The organism is Agromyces binzhouensis (genome assembly GCF_042672355.1).
In the GTDB taxonomy this organism is placed as follows: domain Bacteria; phylum Actinomycetota; class Actinomycetes; order Actinomycetales; family Microbacteriaceae; genus Agromyces; species Agromyces binzhouensis.
Genome location: NZ_JBHXVJ010000004.1, coordinates 119,186 through 137,016, shown reverse-complemented (window position 1 = coordinate 137,016; position 17,831 = coordinate 119,186). Strand labels below are relative to the sequence as shown.

Here is a 17,831-nt window from a genome sequence, read left to right as displayed (position 1 = left end):
TCCCCCGGTCACCATACCCACGGGCCCGTGGACCCCCGTTGTACAGCACGTCCATCCGTTCTCGGCGATGCGCCATCGCGTCGATCGCCTTCCTCGTCGATCCGCCTAGGCTTGGAGGCGGCGTGCACCGTCGTCGCCGTCCGGGCTGACGAGTGCACCATCACCCAGAGGAGTCCCATGACGAACTACGCCGTCGTCAACCCGGCCACCGGAGAGACGGTCAAGACGTATCCGACCATCACCGACGCCGAGCTCGAGGCCGCGATCGCGAGCGCCGACGAGGCGCACCGCACGTGGGCCAAGTCGACCACGGTCGAGGAGCGCGCCGCCCTGATCCGCCGCGTCGGCGAACTGCACGTCGAGCGCCGCCAGGAGCTCGCCGAGATCATCGTGCGCGAGATGGGCAAGCCCATCGAGCAGGCCCTCGCCGAGGCCGACTTCGCCGGTGCGATCTACGAGTACTACGCCGACAACGCGTCCGAGTTCCTGAAGGACGAGTCCGTCGCCCTGCTCGACGGCGAGGGATCGGCGATCATCCGTCGCAGCTCGCTCGGCCCGCTCCTCGGCGTCATGCCGTGGAACTTCCCGTACTACCAGGTCGCGCGCTTCGCCGGCCCGAACGTGATCATCGGCAACACGATCATCCTGAAGCACGCCGAGCAGTGCCCCGAGTCGGCCGCCGCGATCGAGCAGATCTTCCGCGATGCGGGTGCGCCCGAGGGCGTCTACGTCAACGTGTACGCGTCGCACGACCAGATCGCGACCGTCATCGCCGACCCGCGCGTGCAGGGCGTCTCGCTCACCGGCTCCGAGCGCGCCGGTGCGGCCGTCGCGGAGCTCGCGGGCAAGCACCTCAAGAAGGTCGTGCTCGAGCTCGGCGGCTCCGACCCGTTCATCCTGCTCTCGACCGACGACCTCGACGCGGCCGTGCAGAACGCGGTCGACGCCCGCCTCGACAACAACGGGCAGTCGTGCAACGCGGCCAAGCGCTTCATCGTCATCGACGACCTGTACGAGCCGTTCCTCGAGAAGTTCACGGCGAAGATCGCCGAGGTCGAGGCGACCGACCCGACCTCGTCGGACTCGGCCCTCGGCCCGCTGTCGTCGCTCAAGGCCGCCGAGGGCCTCGACGAGCAGGTCAAGCGCGCGGTCGAGCACGGCGCCACGCTCGTGCACGGCGGTTCGCGCGACGGCGCGTTCTTCCAGACCACGGTGCTGACGGATGTCACGCCCGAGAACCCCGCCTCGAAGGAGGAGTTCTTCGGTCCGGTCGCGCAGGTCTACCGCGCCGCCGACGAAGCGGAGGCCGTGCGCCTCGCGAACGACATCCCGTTCGGCCTGGGCTCGTACGTGTACACCACCGACCAGGAGCAGGCGATGCGCGTCGCCGACTCGATCGAGGCCGGCATGGTGTTCGTGAACCTCGTGCTCGCCGACGGCGCCGAGCTGCCCTTCGGCGGCGTCAAGCGCTCCGGCTCGGGCCGCGAGCTCGGCCGCTTCGGCGCCGACGAGTTCGTCAACAAGAAGATGATCCGCATCGGCTGAGCTGCCGTCGCGTCGTCGAAGCGCCCCGGGGCATCCGCTCCGGGGCGCTTCGCGTCCTCAGACCACGCCGGCTCGTAGGCGTACGCGGTCGCCCCGGCACGACTCGAGAGGCCGAGCTTGGTGAAGATGTTGCTCAGATGGCGGGCGACCGTCTTCTCACTGAGCGGCACGTCAGTCCGCGAGCCCGTGCCGGAAGGCGTAGGCCGTCGCTGCGGACCGCGAGGGAAGATCGAGCTTGCCGAAGATATTGCTGAGGTGACGCTCGACCGTCTTCTCGCTGAGGTAGAGCTCCTCGGCGATCCTCCGATTCGTACGGCCTGCCGCCACGAGCCGGAGGACCTCGACCTCTCGACCCGTGAGCCCGTCCGGATTCGACGGCGTTCCGGCGGAGGACCATCCGACCTCCATCGCCGAGAGGGCGGGTCGGGCGCCGAGTTCCTCGAACACGACCCGCGCGGCGTCGAGCTCCATCGAGGCCGACGCCTCGTCCCCGAGCTTCCGGCACGCCCTCGCAGCGATGACCCGGCACCTCGCCGCCTCGTACGGCACGTCGAGGTCGCGCCAACGGGCCCACGCATGCCGCGACGCGGCCAGTGCAGCTCGGGCGTCGCCCTCCGCGATCAGCACGGCGCCGTCGGCCTGCTCGATGAACGCCGCGAGCATCGGCATGGGGCTCGCCCGGCCCAGCTCGCGCAATTCGTCGGCCACGCCGCGAGCGGCGACGACGTCACCCGCGGCGAGCAGGATCTCCACCATGGCGGGGAGCAGCCAGCGGTGCTCGGCTGGGTCCGCGCGCTCCGCTGCGGCGAGGATCATCGCTCGCGCCCGGGCGTGGTCCCCCTGAGATGACAGGAGGAGGGCGAGACCGGGCTGCGGCTCGAAGCCGGTGCGCCCGGCCTCCTCGAACGAGGACGCCGCGGCATCCACCTCGCCTCGCAGCCGATGGACCTCGCCGATCTGGTACCACGCGGCGAACACCCCGTTCGGGTCCCCCGTGGCTGCTCGCTCGGAGGCCTCCTGCGCGGCAGCGAGCGCGTCCGCCCAGGCGCCGTGGAGGAGGAAGAGCTCCGACCGGTGTGCGTGGCACTGGCCGCTGAAGGCGACCATGTCGGGCCGCTCGGCGCACCATCGATCGAGCGCGCGGGTCCATTCGTGGGCCCGTCGCACGTCGAACGCCTGCCTGCAGCACTGCAGCACTTCGCAGTAGACGATTCCGGACGGAACCGGCGAGACCTCCCCTGCCGTGACGGCCACCATGACCTCGTCGAGCCGGGCCAGCCCGTCCGCCGGCCTGCCGAGCATGATGTCCGCCTGGCCGCGGCCGAGCTCGCCGAGGGCGATCAGGTCGGCGTCCCTCGCCGCGCGTGCGAGTTCGGTCGCTCGCGCGAATGCCGCGGCCGCTCGCTCCCCGTCGCCGTCGTCGAGGGCTGCCAGCCCCTCGGGAATCAGGAGGAATCCGCGGTCGGCGGGCGCATCCGGCCGCTCGTGGAGGAGTCGCTGCGCCCGTGCGAACCAGCCGCCGGCCTGGGCCAGGTCGCCGACGTACACGAATTCCATGCCCAGCCAGGACGCGCTGCGGATCGCTCCGTCCAGGTCTCCCCCGGCGAGGAAGGCCTCGTGGGCGCGTGTCCGCCAGGCGACGCTCTCGTCGAATCGGCCGACGAGGACGGCCGCCGTGGCGAGCTGCTCGAGGTCGGGTGCGGTGGCGGCCGTCGCACGATCGGCTGCGTCCAAGCCCGCGACGGCGTCTGCCCATCGGTGCTCGGAGAAGGCGGTACGTCCTCGGTCGAGGGCGGTCGACGCGTCCATGACGCCTCCCCGGAGGTGACGGCGCGGCCGCACGGCGGTCCGGCGATCGACGTGGACCGAGCCGATCTCAGGCTAGACCCGGCGTCCACGGCCGGCAACGGCATGCGGCGTGGCTCCCCTCGACGCCTCGCCATCGCGGTGATCCCGGGGCGCTCAGTCGCGTTCGGCGACCCCGAACTGCTCGAGCACCTCGTCGGGTGCTCCGATCGCGTGGACCTCGACGCCCGCCGCTTCCGCGGCCGCGGCGGTCGCGCCCAGCAACTGCTCCGCGACCCCGGCGACCACCGTGACGTCGCCGAAGTCGAGGCGCACCACCCGCGCGTCCGTGTGCTCCAGCACCCGCCCGACGTCGTGCACGATCTGCTCGGCAGCGACGAAGTCGAGCTCGCCGCGGAGGTCGAACGTGACCGTCCCGGCCGCGGCGTCGACGTCGACCTCGGCGACCGGCGAGACGGGCTCGGCGACGTGGTCGAACATGTGCAGTCCGAAGCGGTCCGAGAGCGCCTCGAGCATGGCCACCCCGCGGACGCTGTTGCCCGCCTCGTCGAGCGGCGGTGCGTAGACGCCGACGCCGAACTCGCCGGGACGCACCGCGACGATTCCGCCGCCGACGCCCGACTTCGCCGGCATCCCGACGCGGAACGCCCAGTCGCCCGACCGGTCGTACATGCCGCAGGTCGCCATCACCGACAGCGTGTTCCGGGCCGCCCGTTCGCCGACGACGCGGTCGCGCGTGATCGGGTTCACGCCGCCGTTGGCGAGCGTGGCACCCATGATGGCGAGGTCGGCCGTGGTCACGCGCAGCGCGCACTGCCGGAAGTACGGATCGGTCGCCGCGTCGACGTCGTCCGTCGCGAGCGATCCCGCGGCGAGCGCGAGTCCGGCGAGCGCCCGGTTGCGGTGGCCGGTCTCGGCCTCGGATCGGTGCACCTCGTCGTCGAGGTCGAGTTCGCGCCCTGCGAAGCGGGAGAGCGCGTCGCGGATCCTCCGGAACCGGTCGTCGGCGTCGTCGGCGGGGACGAGCGAGGTCGTGACGATCGCGCCGGCGTTGATGAACGGGTTCTCGGGTCGCCCGCGCTCGTCGAGGCTGATCGCGTTGAACGGCTCGCCGCTCGGCTCCACGCCGACGTGCTCGTGCACCGCCTCGGCGCCGAGCTCCTCGCATGCGAAGGCGTACACGAACGGCTTCGACGCCGACTGGATCGTGAACGGGGCGTCGGCGTCGCCCGCCCCGTAGGCCCGGCCGAGCACGCTCGCGATGGAGACGCCGAAGGCCTCGGGGTCCGCGTCGGCGAGCTCCGGGATGTAGTCGGCGACGCTGCCCTCGGCGATCCTCGCGGCGACCTCCCGGAGCGCGTCGGCGAGGACGCGGTCGACCGCGGCGCCCAGCAGGCGCGACCGGTCCTCGGCGCTCACGCGCGCCGGCGGCCGGATGCCGCGTCGATCTCGTCGCGGCGCAGGCCCACGAGGCGGCGCACCGCCTCCTCGGGCAGCCGGTGCTCCGGGGTGAACCGGACCGTGCCCGTGCTGCGATCGAAGCCCTCGAGCAGGTCGGCGGACGCCTCGATCACCGCCGGGCTGAACGGGTACAGCCCGATGTGCGTCTTCGCCTCCACGACGGCGAGCAGCGGCTTGCCGGCGTACCGGAGCGCGGGCATCCCGTAGCTCCGGCCCTCCTCGACGTCGGGCACGACCTCGCGCGCGATGAAGAACACGCCCTCGATGGCCGATCGGGCCGGCTCGTGGAGCCCGGCGACGTATTCGGCGACCTCCCCCATGCGGGTCATCGTACGCGCGCGGTGCGGGCGCGGCATCCGTGCGGTCGCGTGGCGCGCGGTCTACCCTCGTCGCAGGGGGGTCGCATGATCCGGCAGCGCGTCATCGTCCACGGCCGCGTCCAGGCGGTCGGCTTCCGGTTCAGCGCGCGCGTCGAGGCTCAGCGACTCGGGGTGTCTGGCTGGATCCGCAATCGCAACGACGGCGCGGTCGAGGCCGAGATCGAGGGGGAAGCGGCATCCGTCGATGCGATGCTCGCGTGGCTCGACGAGGGCCCGCCGGGCGCCGAGGTCACCTCGCTGAGCACCGCCGACCTCGCCCCGACCGGCGAGCGCGGCTTCCGTGTGCTGAGCTGAGGCCGGCGAGCGGATGCCGCGGGCGGACGCCATCCGTCGCGCGTCGCGGCCCCTGGATGCTCCGGGCTACGGGAGGTTCCCGGTCAACGTCGCGACCCCGAACGCAAGGGCGGCGCCCCCGACGCCGAGCACCAGGACCGTGACGATCGCCGCGACGGACACCGGCAGCCCGCGAGTGCGCTTCGGGACCTCGAAGCCCATCGGCGCGGTGCCGTCCGATCCGACCGGCTGGGGATCGGTCCCGGCGTCGCGGGGCGCGACCTCCGCGCCCGGCACGCCGCCGACGACCGGCGTCGGCGGCGGTTCGGGGACTCGGGTCAACGCGTCCTTCGCGAGCTGGACGAGCGCGGCCGCCATCCCCGCCAGCGGTGCGGCGATCCACCCCGCGACCCCGGTCAGGCCGGTCGCGAGCTGCACCACGACGCCGACCCCGAGGAGCATCAGGGTGACCAGCCCGCCGACGACGACGGCCCGACCGATCCGCACCCTGCCGCGGCGGGGCACGACGCGCGGCACGGGCCGCTCCCGCGGGCCGAGGTACGACATCTCGAGCGAGCCCAGCCGGACGAGATCGCCGTGGTGGAGTTCGAGCGGCTCCGTGGTGGTGGCGCCGTTGACCGTGGTGCCGTTCGTGGAGCCGGCATCCTCGATGGTCACGTGGTCCCCGGCGCGCAGGAGCCGGGCGTGCCGGCGGCTCATCCCGTCCGCCTCCAGGACGATCCCGCAGGACGGATCGCGCCCGACCGTGGTCGATCCCGGTGGGATCGCGAGGCGTCGTCCTCCCCACCGGCCCCCGACCACGAGGAGGGTCGGTTCCGATGCTGCGTGCTGCGGTGACATCCGACATGCCTGCCAGCGGCCGCCGGCGATGCGCCGGGACCACGCGTCGAGCGTACGCCGTGCCGTCGGGCTCGACCACTCCGGGGCCCCGCGGCGGACGTGCCGCACCACTGCCCATTGACCGGACGGTCGGTCGGGAATACCGTTGAAGTGACACCCAGATATGGGAGCCGCCACCTGAAGGAGGTTGGTTTTCATGAAGAAGTGGACGCGATGGGAAGACTGGGTGGCGATCGCCGCCGGTCTGGCAGTCGCACTGTCGACGATGTTCCTCACGCAGATGGGAGCATCCGTGTCGATCATGCTCGTGCTCGGCGTGCTGCTCGTCGTCTCGGGCCTCGTGAACCTCGCCTGGCCCGGCATGGTGGCCATGGAGTACGTGCAGGGCGGCCTGGGCGTGCTCCTGATCATCTCGCCGTGGGTCGGCCGCTACGTGGAGACGGGTGCGTTCGGGCCCGCGTGGATGTCGTGGATCTGCGGCGCGATCGTCGTGGTCGTCGCCGCCCTCGCCATCCGCCCCGCGATGCGCGCGCACCACGACGCGATCACCCACTGACCGACGCGATCCGGCTCCGGGGACGCGAGGTCGGCGTGCCCGGGGTTCCGGTGCGCCCGCGTGCGTGGAACTGCTGCAGGCACAGCACGAGCATGATCGCCGAAGCCACCAGGTAGAACGAGTGGAGCAGCCAGATCGGTCCGAACGGCAGGCTGAACACGTAGAGCGAGTACACGGCGTTCGCGCCGTTGATCATGACGATGCTCCCGAGGCTGTACGACCCCACGTCGTGCGTGCGAAGGGCCTTCCACACCATCGGCAGGTTGGCGGTCGCGAACACGACGGCCGCGACCATCCCTGCGAACACCGGTACATCCATGTTCGCGACGCTACGCTCAGCACGATCCCGGCCGCGTCGGGAGAAGCACGCAACTTCATCCCGGTCGCCGATGGGTCGTTCTACCCATGCGCGCACCCGGCGGTCACACGAGCCCGTGCTCGTATGCGTACGCCGTCGCCGCCGCCCTCGACGCGATGCCGAGCTTGCCGAAGATGTTGCTCAGGTGCCGGGCCACCGTCTTCTCGCTGAGTCGGAGTTCGGATGCGACCTCCCGATTCGTGATCCCGCGCGCCACAGCCCGGAGCACCTCCACCTCTCGATCGGTCAGCGGCACGTCCCCGTGCGCTCCCGCGCCCCGCTGCCGCGCGAGTGCCGCGAGTGCGACGACGGCACCGAGTTCCGCGAACGCCGCCTCGGCCAGGCCCTCCTCCAACTCCGCGGCCTCGTCCTCGTCGAGGGCGCGACGCGCCCGCGCCATGAGGACCCGGCATCGCGCGACCTCGTACGGCGCTCCGGCCTCGACCCACGCCTCGCGGGCGATGCGGAGGCGCGTGAACGCCCCGGCGGCGTCGCCGTGGGCGAGGCGGACCTCCCCTTCGGCGTACGCCGCGATCGCACCGAGCATGGCCGACGGGTTCGACCGCTGCATCTCGGCCAGCTCGTCCGCAGCGACTCGCGCGGCGTCGACGTCGCCCGCCGCCACCTCGATGCTCACGACGGCAGGCAGCAGGTGGCATCGGGTGGCGGGGTCGGCGCCCTCGGCGCTGCGCCGGATCAGGCTCTGGGCGAGCGGCGCGCGACCCTCGTCCAGGCGGAGCAGAGCCAACCCGGGTTGCGGTTCCCAGCCCGACTCCGCGGCCTTCACGTACCTCGCCTCCGCCGCGTCGAACTCGCCTCGGAGGCGCAGGACCTCTGCCTGCTGGTAGTGCGCACCGAACGCCGCGCCGAGGTCTCCGGCGACGAGTCGCTCCTCGGCGAGCCGTGCCGCCGACAGGGCGTCGGCCCACGCCCCGTGCAAGCGGAACAACTCGGCCCGGTGCGCGTGGCACTGCCCGCTGAACGCGACGAGCGAGGGCTGGTCGTCGCACCATCGGTCGAGCGCCCGCGTCCACTCGATCGCGCGCGCGAGCTCGAACGTCAGGTGGCAGTAGCCGATCACGGCGCAGTACACGATTCCGGATGGCACGGGGCCCACCTCGCCCGCGGTGACCGAGACCATGACCTCGTCGAACATCCGGATCCCTCGGGAGGGGTCGCCCGCCATGATCGCGGCCTGGCCGCTGCCGAGGAGCGCGAACGCGGCCACGTCCGGATCGTCCGTGCGTTCGGCGATCTCGCCGGCCCGGCCGAAGAGCTCGATCGCCCGACCCGCCTCTCCCGCGTAGAGCGCGGCCAGCGCCTCAGGGACGAGCACGAATCCGGCGGCGGCCCCGGGCTCGTCCAGTCGCTCGATGAGCCGCTGCGCGCGGGCGAGCCACCCCATGCCCTGCGACGGGTTGCCCGAGTTCATCGACTCGAGGCTGATCCAGGTCGCGGTGTAGGCCGCGCGATCCGGGTGACCGGCGGCCAGGTGCGCCTCGTGGGCGAGCGTTCCCAACTCGATCACCCGCTCGCCCAGACCCACGAGGTCGGCCGCCATGGCGAACCGGTCGAGGTCGTCGCCCGACAGCGTGGCGGGGCCTCCCTCCGCGCGATCGAACCAGTCGACGGCGTCGCTCCACCGGCGCTCCGCGTATGCGGTGCGCGCCTGCTCGAGACTCGTCGCAGCGACCATCGCAACCGGATCGCCCCCGTGCGACCCGCCGGCCGTCGGGACCCTCCCCTTCGCGCACCGTACCGCGCGGCCCCACGGTCGGCAAGGCCTCCGCGTCGACCACCTCCTCGAACCCCGTGCACCAGATCACGTTCGCGACGTCGAGGACGGTCTCCCGCGGCGTGGGCAGAACGATGCAGGTTGACGGCACTCAGACGAGGCCGTGCTCGTATGCGTACGCCGTCGCCGCCGCCCTCGACGCGATGCCGAGCTTGCCGAAGATGTTGCTCAGGTGGCGTGCGACCGTCTTCTCGCTGAGCGAGAGCCGTTCGGCGACGCCCCGATTCGTCAACCCGGTCGCGACGAGGCGCAGGACCTCGATCTCCCGCTCGGTGAGCGCACCGCTCCGACGCTCCCCCATCAGCCGCGTCGCCTCGCCGAGCGCCGGCCCGGCTCCGAGAGTCAGGAGTGTCTCGCGAGCGCCGCGGATCTCGCCGTCGGCGGCCTCGCGGTCGCCGAGCGCGGCGTGCGCGCCGGCCGCGACCAGTCGTGCCTGCGCCCGCCCGTAGGGCGCACCGGCCTCCAGGAAACCGCCCGCCGCCCGCCCGGCTTCGGCGAGGGCGGCGACGGCGTCGCCTGCCGCGAACCGCACGCGCGCGCCGGCCAGGGCGACGATCGCGTCGAACAGCGGCGTCCGCATCGCGTCGGCCCAGCCCCGGAGTTCCTCGAGTGCCCGGCCTGCGGCATCGAGGTCGCCGGCCGCGGACTCGATCTCGACCGCGGCCGGGAGCACGAATCGGCGCATGAACGGCACGTTCCCCGCCAACGTGCGACGGACCTCGGACCGCGCCTTCCCGATCCGGCCCGTGGCGAGCAGGAGCAGCGCCGAGCCGGGCTGCGGTTCCCAGCCGGACTCACCCGCCAGCCGGTAGGACTCCGCAGCCGAGTGGAAGGCGCCTCGGAGCCGCTGCACCTCGCCCTGCGCGTACGGTGCGCCGTGCGCCGCCCGGAAGTCGCCCGCGCGGAACCGCATCATCGCGGACTCCGCCGAGGCCACCGCCGCGTCCCACTCGCCTCGGATGACCTGCACCTGCGCCAGCAGCGCCGAGCGCTGGCCGCTGAAGGTGATGAGCGAGGGCTGGGCACGGCACCAGTGGTCGAGGAACGCGACCCACGCGGTCGCTCGATCGAGGTCGCTCGCCATGATCGCGTCGGACACCATGGCGCACAGCAGATCGCCGGTCTGGAACGGTCCGAGCCCGCCGGCCTCGATCACGGCCATCGTGCGGTCGTGGAGCGCGAGCGCCTCGGAGAGGTCGCCCGCGGCGACGAGCGACTTCGCGAGCACCAGCGAGGCCATCGCGATGAGCGCCTCATCCCCGTGGCGCTCGGCGATCCGGAGGATCTCCTCGCCCATGCGGCGACCCTCCGCCAGGTCGCCGCTGCCGAGTTGGGCCACGGCCGGTCCGAGCCGCACGGTCGCGGAGAGCAGCGGATCATCACTCCCGGCGGCGATCTGCATCGCCCGCGCGGACCAGGCGAGCGATTCGGAGAAGTCGCCGACCTCGACGAGTTCGAGCGCCATCCAGCCCGCCCACCTCGCCGCGGAGGCACCGTCGGATGCCTCGAGGTACCCGGCGTACGCGCGCCCCCCGGCGTCGAACGCCGAGCTCCGGTCGCCGCGGAGGATCGCCGCGGTCGAGAGCAGCTCGAGGTCGGATGCCGCCAGCTCACCGCTCGCGTCGGCCCGCGCGAGGTACTCGACCGCATCCGCCCAGCGCGACTCCCGGGCCGCGATCCGGCCTGCCTCGAGCGCGCTCGGCGACGTCATCGTGCTCCTTCGCGGCCGACCCCGTGAGCCGTCCGGTCCGATGCGACCGCCGAGCCACAAGCTAGCGCCGCACTCGTGGCGGCCGCAAGGAAGCCCGGGCGAACGACGAGGGGCCCGCCGGCGAACCGGCGGGCCCCTCGTGACGAGTCAGGCGACTCAGATGGCGTTGACGTCCAGCGGGATGCCGGGGCCGAACGTGGTCGACACGGCGCCCTTCTGGATGTAGCGGCCCTTGGCGCTCGACGGCTTGAGGCGCACGACCTCCTCGAGCGCGGCGGAGATGTTGTCGTTCAGCTGCTCCTGCGTGAACGAGGCCTTGCCGACGACGAAGTGCACGTTGGCGTGCTTGTCGACGCGGAACTCGATCTTGCCGCCCTTGATGTCCTCGACGGCCTTGGCCGGGTTGGGGGTCACGGTGCCGGTCTTGGGGTTCGGCATGAGGCCGCGCGGGCCGAGGACCTTGCCGAGACGGCCGACCTGGCCCATGAGCTCGGGGGTGGCGACGGCCGCGTCGAACGCGGTGTAGCCGCCGGAGACCTTCTCGATGAGCTCGGCGCCGCCGACCTCGTCGGCGCCCGCGGCGATGGCGGCCTCGGCGGCCGCGCCGGTCGCGAACACGATGACGCGCGCGGTCTTGCCGGTGCCGTGCGGGAGGATGACGGTGCCGCGCACCATCTGGTCGGCCTTGCGCGGGTCGACGCCGAGCTTCAGCGCGACCTCGACGGTCGAGTCGAACTTCGCCGAGCCGGTCGCCTTCGCGAGCGCGACGGCGTCGGTCGGGGTGTAGTACTTGCCGGCCTCGATCTTCTCGGCCGCGGCCCGGTAGGCCTTGGACTTCTGTGCCATGTTGGTTCTCCTTGCGAGAGTGTGGTCATCGCGCCTGGCGGGCGCTGCCACGAATGAGAGTTCTGGTGAACGGATGCCGCGCGGCATCCGTCACGGTCCGGACCCGGTGCACGAGGCGGCCGGGCGAGCCGTGGGAAGGCCTTATTCGACCGTGATGCCCATCGAGCGAGCGGTGCCCGCGATGATCTTCGACGCGGCGTCGAGGTCGTTGGCGTTGAGGTCGGCCATCTTCGTCTCGGCGATCTCGCGGACCTGGGCGGGCGTGATCTTGCCGACCTTGGTCGTGTGCGGGACGCCCGAGCCCTTGGGGACGCCGGCGGCCTTCTTGATGAGCTCGGCGGCGGGCGGGGTCTTCAGGATGAAGGTGAACGAGCGGTCCTCGTAGACCGTGATCTCGACGGGGATGACGTTGCCCCGCTGAGCCTCGGTGGCCGCGTTGTAGGCCTTGCAGAACTCCATGATGTTCACGCCGTGCTGACCCAGGGCCGGGCCGATCGGCGGGGCCGGGTTGGCGGCGCCGGCCTTGATCTGAAGCTTGATCAGACCAGTGACCTTCTTCTTCGGTGCCATGATTTCTCTCTTTCTGTTCGAACGCCCCGAGCGGGGCACTCTCCCGCGATTCCGGCGGTTCCGGTCGCGGTGGTCGGTGTGCGGTGTGTCCGTGACGCAGCACAACCCTCCGATGATACCGGAGGGTTGCTGCGGGGGCCCTGAAAGCCCCTAGAGCTTGGTGACCTGGTCGAAGCTGAGCTCGACCGGGGTCTCGCGCTCGAAGAGCGAGACGAGGACCGTGAGCTTGCCGCTCTCGGGCTTGATCTCGCTGATCGTGCCGGGCAGGCCCGCGAACGAGCCGTCCTTGATCGTGATGGTCTCGCCGACCTCGAAGTCGACCTCGGCGGGGATCTGGCGCGCGGCGCCGCCGCTGGCGGCACCCTTCGCACCCTTGGCGGGCGCGACGTCCTTGATGTCGACGAGGCTCTTCAGCATGTTGAAGGCCTCCTCAAAGCGGAGGGGGGTCGGGTTGTGGGCGTTGCCCACGAATCCGGTGACGCCCGGAGTGTGACGGATGACCGACCAGCTCTCCTCGTTGAGCTCCATGCGGACGAGCACGTAGCCGGGCACGCGCACGCGCGTGACCATCTTGCGCTGGCCGTTCTTGATCTCGACGACATCCTCCATCGGCACCTCGACCTGGTGGATGTAGTCGGCCATCGCCATGGTCTCGCGGCGCTGCTCGACGTTCGCCTTCACGCGGCGCTCGAAGCCCGCGTAGGAGTGCACGACGTACCACTTGCCCGGCAGGAAGCGGAGCTCGTTGCGGAACGCCTCGTACGGGTCGTGGTCCTCGTCCTCCTCGGTGACGGCGTCGAGCGCCGCCTCCGCCTCGTCGGCGGAGTCGATCTCGAGGGCGTCGTCGACGACCGCGTCGGCCTCGGGGTCGGTCGCCTCGGCGATCGCGTCGAGGACGGCGTCGAGGTCGACGTCGTTGCCCTCGTCGTCGACCACGTGCACGGCGCGGTGCTCGGCGGGCTCGACGGAATCCTCGTCGCGCTCGAGCGAGTTGCCCTCCTGCGCCTCGTCCTCTTCGGAGGACTGCTCGGCGGCGGTCGCCCAGTCGACGTCCTGTCGCTCGTTCTTCGACACTTCCTCAATCCTTCTTTCTGCCGTGCCGCCGGGTACCGGCGGGCAGGTGTCGGGCCGACGGCCCGATCAGACCCCCGGCGTTCCGAAGACGAACACGACCAGCCATGAGAAGACCTGGTCGAGCCCCCAGACGATCGCCATCATGATGGCCACGAAGACCAGCACCACCGCGGTGAAGCTCGCAAGCTCCTTGCGCGTCGGGGTGACGACCTTCTTCAGTTCGCCGATGACCTGTCGGATGAACAGGGCGATCCGTGCGAAGGGGTTGCGCCGCGCCGCGCTCTCGCGCCTGGCATTGGCGACGACATCCTCGCTGGGTTCGTCGAGTACTTTCCGGGCCACCTCGTACACCTTTCATGGGCCGGCCTTCGCCGGCCGGCTCGCAGGGCGGACAGGACTCGAACCTGCAACCTGCGGTTTTGGAGACCGCTGCTCTACCAATTGAGCCACCGCCCTAAGCGATCCGTCTGACCGGATCACCTCGGGTCGAAGCCGCCTCGACCTGCGTTCGCGACGGGCGATTCACCCGCTGCGAAGGCGCGTTCGATCTTGGCTGACTTCAACAACCTCACCAAGTGTATGCGACGCGGGAAGGTGCGCCAAACCGTGGCCGAACGGCACCCGGAGGACACGGGACGTACGTCCCGAGCGTTCCGCGCGGGACCGGCGTATCGTGGCAGGTGCAACCGCTCCGGCGGGTGCAGACAGGTTTCGGGGAGCGCGCCTGTGGGGGCAGGCGCCGGACGCCGCGGCTCGGGGGAACACCGCCGCGGCGTCCCTTCCGTGCGTCGCCTTGGGGCGCCGCGGTCGAACCGCGGCCACCGGGCCGGACGATCGGCGGCATCCGGACGATCCGTCCGGACGCGCGTCCGCGAGCATCCGCTACCCCGCTGACGCGCGCGGGCCCGCGCCGTAGGCTTGGGGCGTGACCGATCAGCGCCGTCTCTCCGCCCGCATCTCCGCCATCGCCGAGTCCGCGACCCTCAAGGTCGATGCCAAGGCCAAGGCCCTCCAGGCCGAGGGACGGCCCGTGATCTCCTACGCGGCGGGCGAACCCGACTTCCCGACGCCGCCGCACATCGTCGAGGCCGCGCTCGAGGCGGTCCGCGACCCGCGCAACCACCGGTACACGCCGGCGGCCGGCCTGCCCGACCTGCGCGCCGCCGTCGCCGAGAAGACCCGGCGCGACTCCGGGCTCGAGGCCGGCGCGAACCAGGTCGTGATCACCAACGGCGGCAAGCAGGCCGTCTACCAGGCCTTCCAGGTGCTGCTCGACGAGGGCGACGAGGTCCTCGTCCCGACGCCCTACTGGACCACCTACCCCGAGGCGATCAAGCTCGCCGGCGGCCGGCAGGTCGACGTGTTCGCCGGCTCGGAGCAGGGCTACCTCGTCACGGTCGAGCAGCTCGAGGCCGCGCGCACCGAGCGCACGCGCGCGCTGCTGTTCGTGTCGCCGTCGAATCCGACCGGTGCGGTGTACCCGCCCGAGCAGGTCGCCGCGATCGGCGAGTGGGCGCTCGAGCACGGCATCTGGGTGGTCACCGACGAGATCTACCAGAACCTCACGTACGCGGAGGACCCCGAGGCGGTGCCCCCGCGCGCGATCTCGATCGTCGAGGCCGTGCCGGGCCTGGCCGAGCAGGCGATCCTCGTCAACGGCGTCGCGAAGACGTACGCGATGACGGGATGGCGCCTCGGCTGGATGGTCGGCCCCGCCGACGTCATGAAGGGCGCCGCCAACCTGCAGTCCCACCTCACGTCGAACGTGTCGAACATCTCGCAGCGCGCCGCGATCGCGGCGCTGACCGGCCCGCAGGAGCCCGTGGAGGAGATGCGCCGGGCGTTCGATCGGCGCCGGCGCACCATCGTCGCCGAGCTGTCGAAGATCGAGGGGATGTCGGTCCCGGTGCCCGAGGGCGCCTTCTACGTCTATCCCGACGTCTCGGGCCTGCTCGGCCGCGAGTGGGCGGGCGTGACGCCGACCACCTCGCTCGAGCTCGCCGACCTCATGCTCGAGCGCGCGGAGGTCGCGGCGGTCCCCGGCGAGGCGTTCGGCCCGAGCGGCTTCCTCCGATTCAGCTACGCGCTGGGCGACGCACCGCTCCTCGAGGGCGTGCAGCGCCTGCAGGAGCTGTTCTCCTGACCGGGATCCCGTCGATGGATCGCGCGGCGCGCCACGCGCACGAACCCCGGAGCAGCGCGGACGTCGTCGGCGAGCACTCGCAGTACCGACTCGACCTCGAGCGGGTCCGGTTCTCGCCGTACTTCTCGCGGCTCTCGGCCGTGACCCAGGTGATCGGCCAGCCGGGCGCGGGGCCGCTGATCCACAACCGGCTGACGCACTCGATCAAGGTCACGGCCGTGGCGCGTGCGATCTCGGTGAAGATGACGGATGCCACGTCGCCGACGCGCGACTTCGCGCTCGCGCACGGCTGCGACGCGGTCGTGGTGCAGGCCGCGGCGAGCGCGCACGACCTCGGCCATCCGCCGTTCGGGCACCTCGGCGAACGCGTGCTCGACCGTCTCGCTCGCGACACGCTCGGCCTGCCCGACGGGTTCGAGGGCAACGCGCAGACCTACCGGATCATCACGACGCTGGACGTGAGCGAGGTCGCGCCGCGTGGGCTCAACCTCACGGCCGCGGTGCGGAGCGCCGTGGCGAAGTACCCCTGGACCCGCCACGTCGACGTCGCGGTCCTCGGCGACGGGCCGCTGCCGCGGGGGTTCCGCCGCACCGATCGCGGCGTCGAGGTGCTGAAGTTCTCGGCGTACGGGATCGACGCGGCCGACCTGTCCGAGGCGCGCGACGGCCATCCGCCGTTCCGGCAGTCGCTCGAGTGCTCGATCATGGACATCGCCGACGACATCGCGTACTCGATCCACGACGTCGACGACTTCCACCGCGCCGGCCTGCTCGGGCAGGGCGCCGTCGCGCGCGAGTTCCGGGGCTGGATCGAGTCGGGCCTGCAGCTGCGCGACCTCGACGACGAGGAACTCGCCCGGCGCAGTGCGCCGCCGGGCAGCGCGCTCGAGGCGCTGCGCCGCAAGCTCCACACCTCCGACCCGTGGATCGCCGGCGACGAGGCGTTCCGCGCCGCGGTCGGCGTGGTCGCCGACGATCTCGTCGACGGCCTGCTCGCCAGCCCGTTCGACGGCTCGATCGCGGCCGAGCGGGCGCTCTCGTCGTTCACGAACCGGTGGATCGACCACCTGCAGTCCTCCGTCGTCCCGGCGCCCGAGGGCGTCGTCCGGGCCGGGCTCGTGACGCTCGACGAGCGTGCGTGGCACGAGGTCGAGATCCTGAAGTTCGTGCACCGGCACTTCATCCTCGACCGGTCCGACATCGTGATGTACCAGCGCGGCCTCAGCCGCGTGATCGCGCGCGCGGTGAAGGGCCTCACCGCATGGCTCCGCGACGAGGACGACCGCGATCGGGTGCCGCTGCGCCTCCGCGAGCTCGTCGAGATCGCGACGGACGGGTACGCGCAGCTGCGCACGACGCGACCCGCCGGCGTGCCCGTGCCGGATGCGTCCGAGGTCAGGGCGCTCGGCGTGGGCCGCGGCGTCGTCGACTACGTCGCCTCGCTCTCCGACGACCAGGCGCTCGCGGTCTCCGAGGCGATCGACGGCCGGCCCGACCGGCTGTGGGACATCGGCCAGAACCTCTGATCAGCGGCGGCCGGCTCGAGGGCGCGTCGCGCCTCGCGCGTCAGGCCGTCGGCGATGGCGTCGAGCAGGGGCGACCCGAGGTTCCACTGCTGCCAGTGCAGCGGCACGTCGACGGGAGGTCCGCCGAGCGCCACGAGCCGCCCGTCGGCGAGCTCGTCGTCGGCCTGGAAGCCCGGCAGGAGCCCCCAGCCGAGTCCGAGCTTGATCGCGGTCGCGAAGTCGTTCGACGCGGGCACGAAGTGCCGCGGCGGGTCCGCGGCATCCGCCCCGACGAGCCGGAGGTACTCGCCCTGCAGGTCGTCGCGCCGGTCGAAGTCGACGCGCGGCGCCGCGGCGAGCGAGGCGGCATCCGCTCCGCCGGGACACCAGCGGGCGACCCACGCCGGCGTCGCGACCGCCGTGTACCGCATGACGCCGAGCGGGCGGACGAGGCATCCGGCGACCGGTGTCGCCTGCGAGGTCACCGCGCCCATGACGGCGCCGGACTCGAGCAGGCCCGCAGTGAAGTCCTGGTCGTCCCGGTGCAGGTCGAAGACGACCGGGTGGTCCTCTGCGATGCGCGCGAGCGCGGGCAGGAACCAAGTGGCGAGCGAGTCGGCGTTCACGGCGAGCGGCACGGTCGTCGGGCGGGCGGATGCCGCGTCGTCGCCGCCGAAGGCGGCCAGCGCGTCGTGCTCGAGCAGCGCGAGCTGGCGAGCGAGGCGCACCACGGCGGCCCCCGCCTCGGTGGGGCGGACGGGCTTCGAGCGCACGACGAGCACGCGACCGAGTCGCTGCTCGAGCTGCTTCACGCGTTGCGACACCGCCGACGGTGTCACGCGCAGCTCGGCGGCGGCCGACTCGAAGGTGCCCTGGTCGACGACCGCCGCGAGCGTCCGGGCGAGATCGAGCGGGATCTGCATGAAGGAATGCTAATGCCGATGAAG

General features: G+C 72.1%; 17 protein-coding genes, 1 tRNA gene and 1 pseudogene. 5 read left to right on the top strand and 14 right to left on the bottom strand.

Annotation, left to right across the window (positions count from 1 at the left end; all coding sequences use genetic code 11):
- Positions 1–177 precede the first annotated feature (177 nt).
- The gene (locus tag ACFVHK_RS08475) at positions 178–1,545 is read left to right on the top strand and encodes an NAD-dependent succinate-semialdehyde dehydrogenase (RefSeq protein ID WP_376928427.1); all 1,368 of its coding nucleotides are present in this window, start codon (positions 178–180) and stop codon (positions 1,543–1,545) included.
- Positions 1,546–1,634: 89 nt separating this feature from the next.
- Here ACFVHK_RS08475 and ACFVHK_RS08470 read toward each other — a convergent pair.
- From ACFVHK_RS08470 to ACFVHK_RS08455, 4 genes and pseudogenes are all read right to left on the bottom strand, one after another.
- Positions 1,635–1,715, bottom strand: a pseudogene (locus ACFVHK_RS08470) (LuxR C-terminal-related transcriptional regulator); the annotation flags it as partial.
- A 1-nt stretch (position 1,716) separates the two neighbouring features.
- The gene (locus ACFVHK_RS08465) at positions 1,717–3,354 is read right to left on the bottom strand and encodes a LuxR C-terminal-related transcriptional regulator (RefSeq protein WP_376928426.1); all 1,638 of its coding nucleotides are present in this window, start codon (positions 3,352–3,354) and stop codon (positions 1,717–1,719) included.
- Positions 3,355–3,507: 153 nt separating this feature from the next.
- Entirely contained in the window at positions 3,508–4,770 is a 1,263-nt protein-coding gene (glsA, locus tag ACFVHK_RS08460) for a glutaminase A (protein WP_376928425.1), read from the bottom strand.
- The gene (locus tag ACFVHK_RS08455; RefSeq protein ID WP_376928424.1) at positions 4,767–5,132 is read right to left on the bottom strand and encodes an iron chaperone; all 366 of its coding nucleotides are present in this window, start codon (positions 5,130–5,132) and stop codon (positions 4,767–4,769) included. The genes glsA and ACFVHK_RS08455 overlap by 4 nt, the downstream gene beginning before the upstream one ends.
- 84 nt (positions 5,133–5,216) lie before the next feature.
- Between ACFVHK_RS08455 and ACFVHK_RS08450 the strand changes: the two genes are divergently transcribed.
- On the top strand, positions 5,217–5,486 hold the full coding sequence (locus ACFVHK_RS08450) for an acylphosphatase (protein WP_129236018.1): 270 nt from the start codon (positions 5,217–5,219) through the stop codon (positions 5,484–5,486).
- A gap of 66 nt (positions 5,487–5,552) precedes the next feature.
- Here the strand turns inward: ACFVHK_RS08450 and ACFVHK_RS08445 are convergent, their stop codons facing one another.
- Entirely contained in the window at positions 5,553–6,326 is a 774-nt protein-coding gene (locus ACFVHK_RS08445) for an FHA domain-containing protein (protein WP_376928423.1), read from the bottom strand.
- A gap of 196 nt (positions 6,327–6,522) precedes the next feature.
- Here ACFVHK_RS08445 and ACFVHK_RS08440 point away from each other — a divergent pair, with 196 nt between their 5' ends.
- Positions 6,523–6,882, top strand: a complete 360-nt coding sequence (locus ACFVHK_RS08440; RefSeq protein ID WP_129235872.1) for an SPW repeat domain-containing protein — start codon at positions 6,523–6,525, stop codon at positions 6,880–6,882.
- Here the strand turns inward: ACFVHK_RS08440 and ACFVHK_RS08435 are convergent.
- The 8 genes from ACFVHK_RS08435 to ACFVHK_RS08400 all read right to left on the bottom strand — a co-directional run bounded on the left by ACFVHK_RS08435 (position 6,872) and on the right by ACFVHK_RS08400 (position 13,692).
- On the bottom strand, positions 6,872–7,201 hold the full coding sequence (locus ACFVHK_RS08435) for a hypothetical protein (protein WP_376928422.1): 330 nt from the start codon (positions 7,199–7,201) through the stop codon (positions 6,872–6,874). The genes ACFVHK_RS08440 and ACFVHK_RS08435 overlap by 11 nt on opposite strands.
- 103 nt (positions 7,202–7,304) lie before the next feature.
- Entirely contained in the window at positions 7,305–8,936 is a 1,632-nt protein-coding gene (locus ACFVHK_RS08430; protein ID WP_376928421.1) for a LuxR C-terminal-related transcriptional regulator, read from the bottom strand.
- Positions 8,937–9,126: 190 nt separating this feature from the next.
- A complete protein-coding gene (locus tag ACFVHK_RS08425; RefSeq protein ID WP_376928420.1) occupies positions 9,127–10,746 on the bottom strand; it encodes a helix-turn-helix transcriptional regulator in 1,620 nt (539 codons plus the stop codon).
- A 156-nt stretch (positions 10,747–10,902) separates the two neighbouring features.
- Positions 10,903–11,592: a 50S ribosomal protein L1 gene (gene rplA, locus ACFVHK_RS08420; protein WP_129233777.1), complete on the bottom strand. Its 690-nt coding sequence runs from the start codon at positions 11,590–11,592 to the stop codon at positions 10,903–10,905.
- Between the two features lie 141 nt (positions 11,593–11,733).
- A complete protein-coding gene (gene rplK, locus ACFVHK_RS08415; protein WP_129233776.1) occupies positions 11,734–12,162 on the bottom strand; it encodes a 50S ribosomal protein L11 in 429 nt (142 codons plus the stop codon).
- A gap of 150 nt (positions 12,163–12,312) precedes the next feature.
- A complete protein-coding gene (nusG, locus tag ACFVHK_RS08410; protein WP_376928419.1) occupies positions 12,313–13,236 on the bottom strand; it encodes a transcription termination/antitermination protein NusG in 924 nt (307 codons plus the stop codon).
- Positions 13,237–13,302: 66 nt separating this feature from the next.
- Positions 13,303–13,578 (bottom strand): preprotein translocase subunit SecE, encoded by a 276-nt coding sequence (gene secE / locus ACFVHK_RS08405; protein ID WP_376928418.1) that lies wholly within the window; start codon positions 13,576–13,578, stop codon positions 13,303–13,305.
- 41 nt (positions 13,579–13,619) lie between these two features.
- A tRNA-Trp gene (locus ACFVHK_RS08400) sits at positions 13,620–13,692 on the bottom strand.
- A 469-nt stretch (positions 13,693–14,161) separates the two neighbouring features.
- On the opposite strand from ACFVHK_RS08400, the gene ACFVHK_RS08395 reads away from it, so the two are divergent.
- Together ACFVHK_RS08395 and dgt are read left to right on the top strand one after the other, a co-directional pair.
- Positions 14,162–15,379: a pyridoxal phosphate-dependent aminotransferase gene (locus ACFVHK_RS08395; protein WP_376928417.1), complete on the top strand. Its 1,218-nt coding sequence runs from the start codon at positions 14,162–14,164 to the stop codon at positions 15,377–15,379.
- Positions 15,380–15,393: 14 nt separating this feature from the next.
- The gene (gene dgt, locus ACFVHK_RS08390; RefSeq protein ID WP_376928416.1) at positions 15,394–16,905 is read left to right on the top strand and encodes a dGTP triphosphohydrolase; all 1,512 of its coding nucleotides are present in this window, start codon (positions 15,394–15,396) and stop codon (positions 16,903–16,905) included.
- Here the strand turns inward: dgt and ACFVHK_RS08385 are convergent.
- Positions 16,809–17,807, bottom strand: coding sequence for a LysR family transcriptional regulator ArgP (locus ACFVHK_RS08385; protein WP_376928415.1), 999 nt, complete (start codon positions 17,805–17,807; stop codon positions 16,809–16,811). The two genes, dgt and ACFVHK_RS08385, sit on opposite strands and share 97 nt — an antisense overlap.
- Positions 17,808–17,831: the final 24 nt, after the last annotated feature.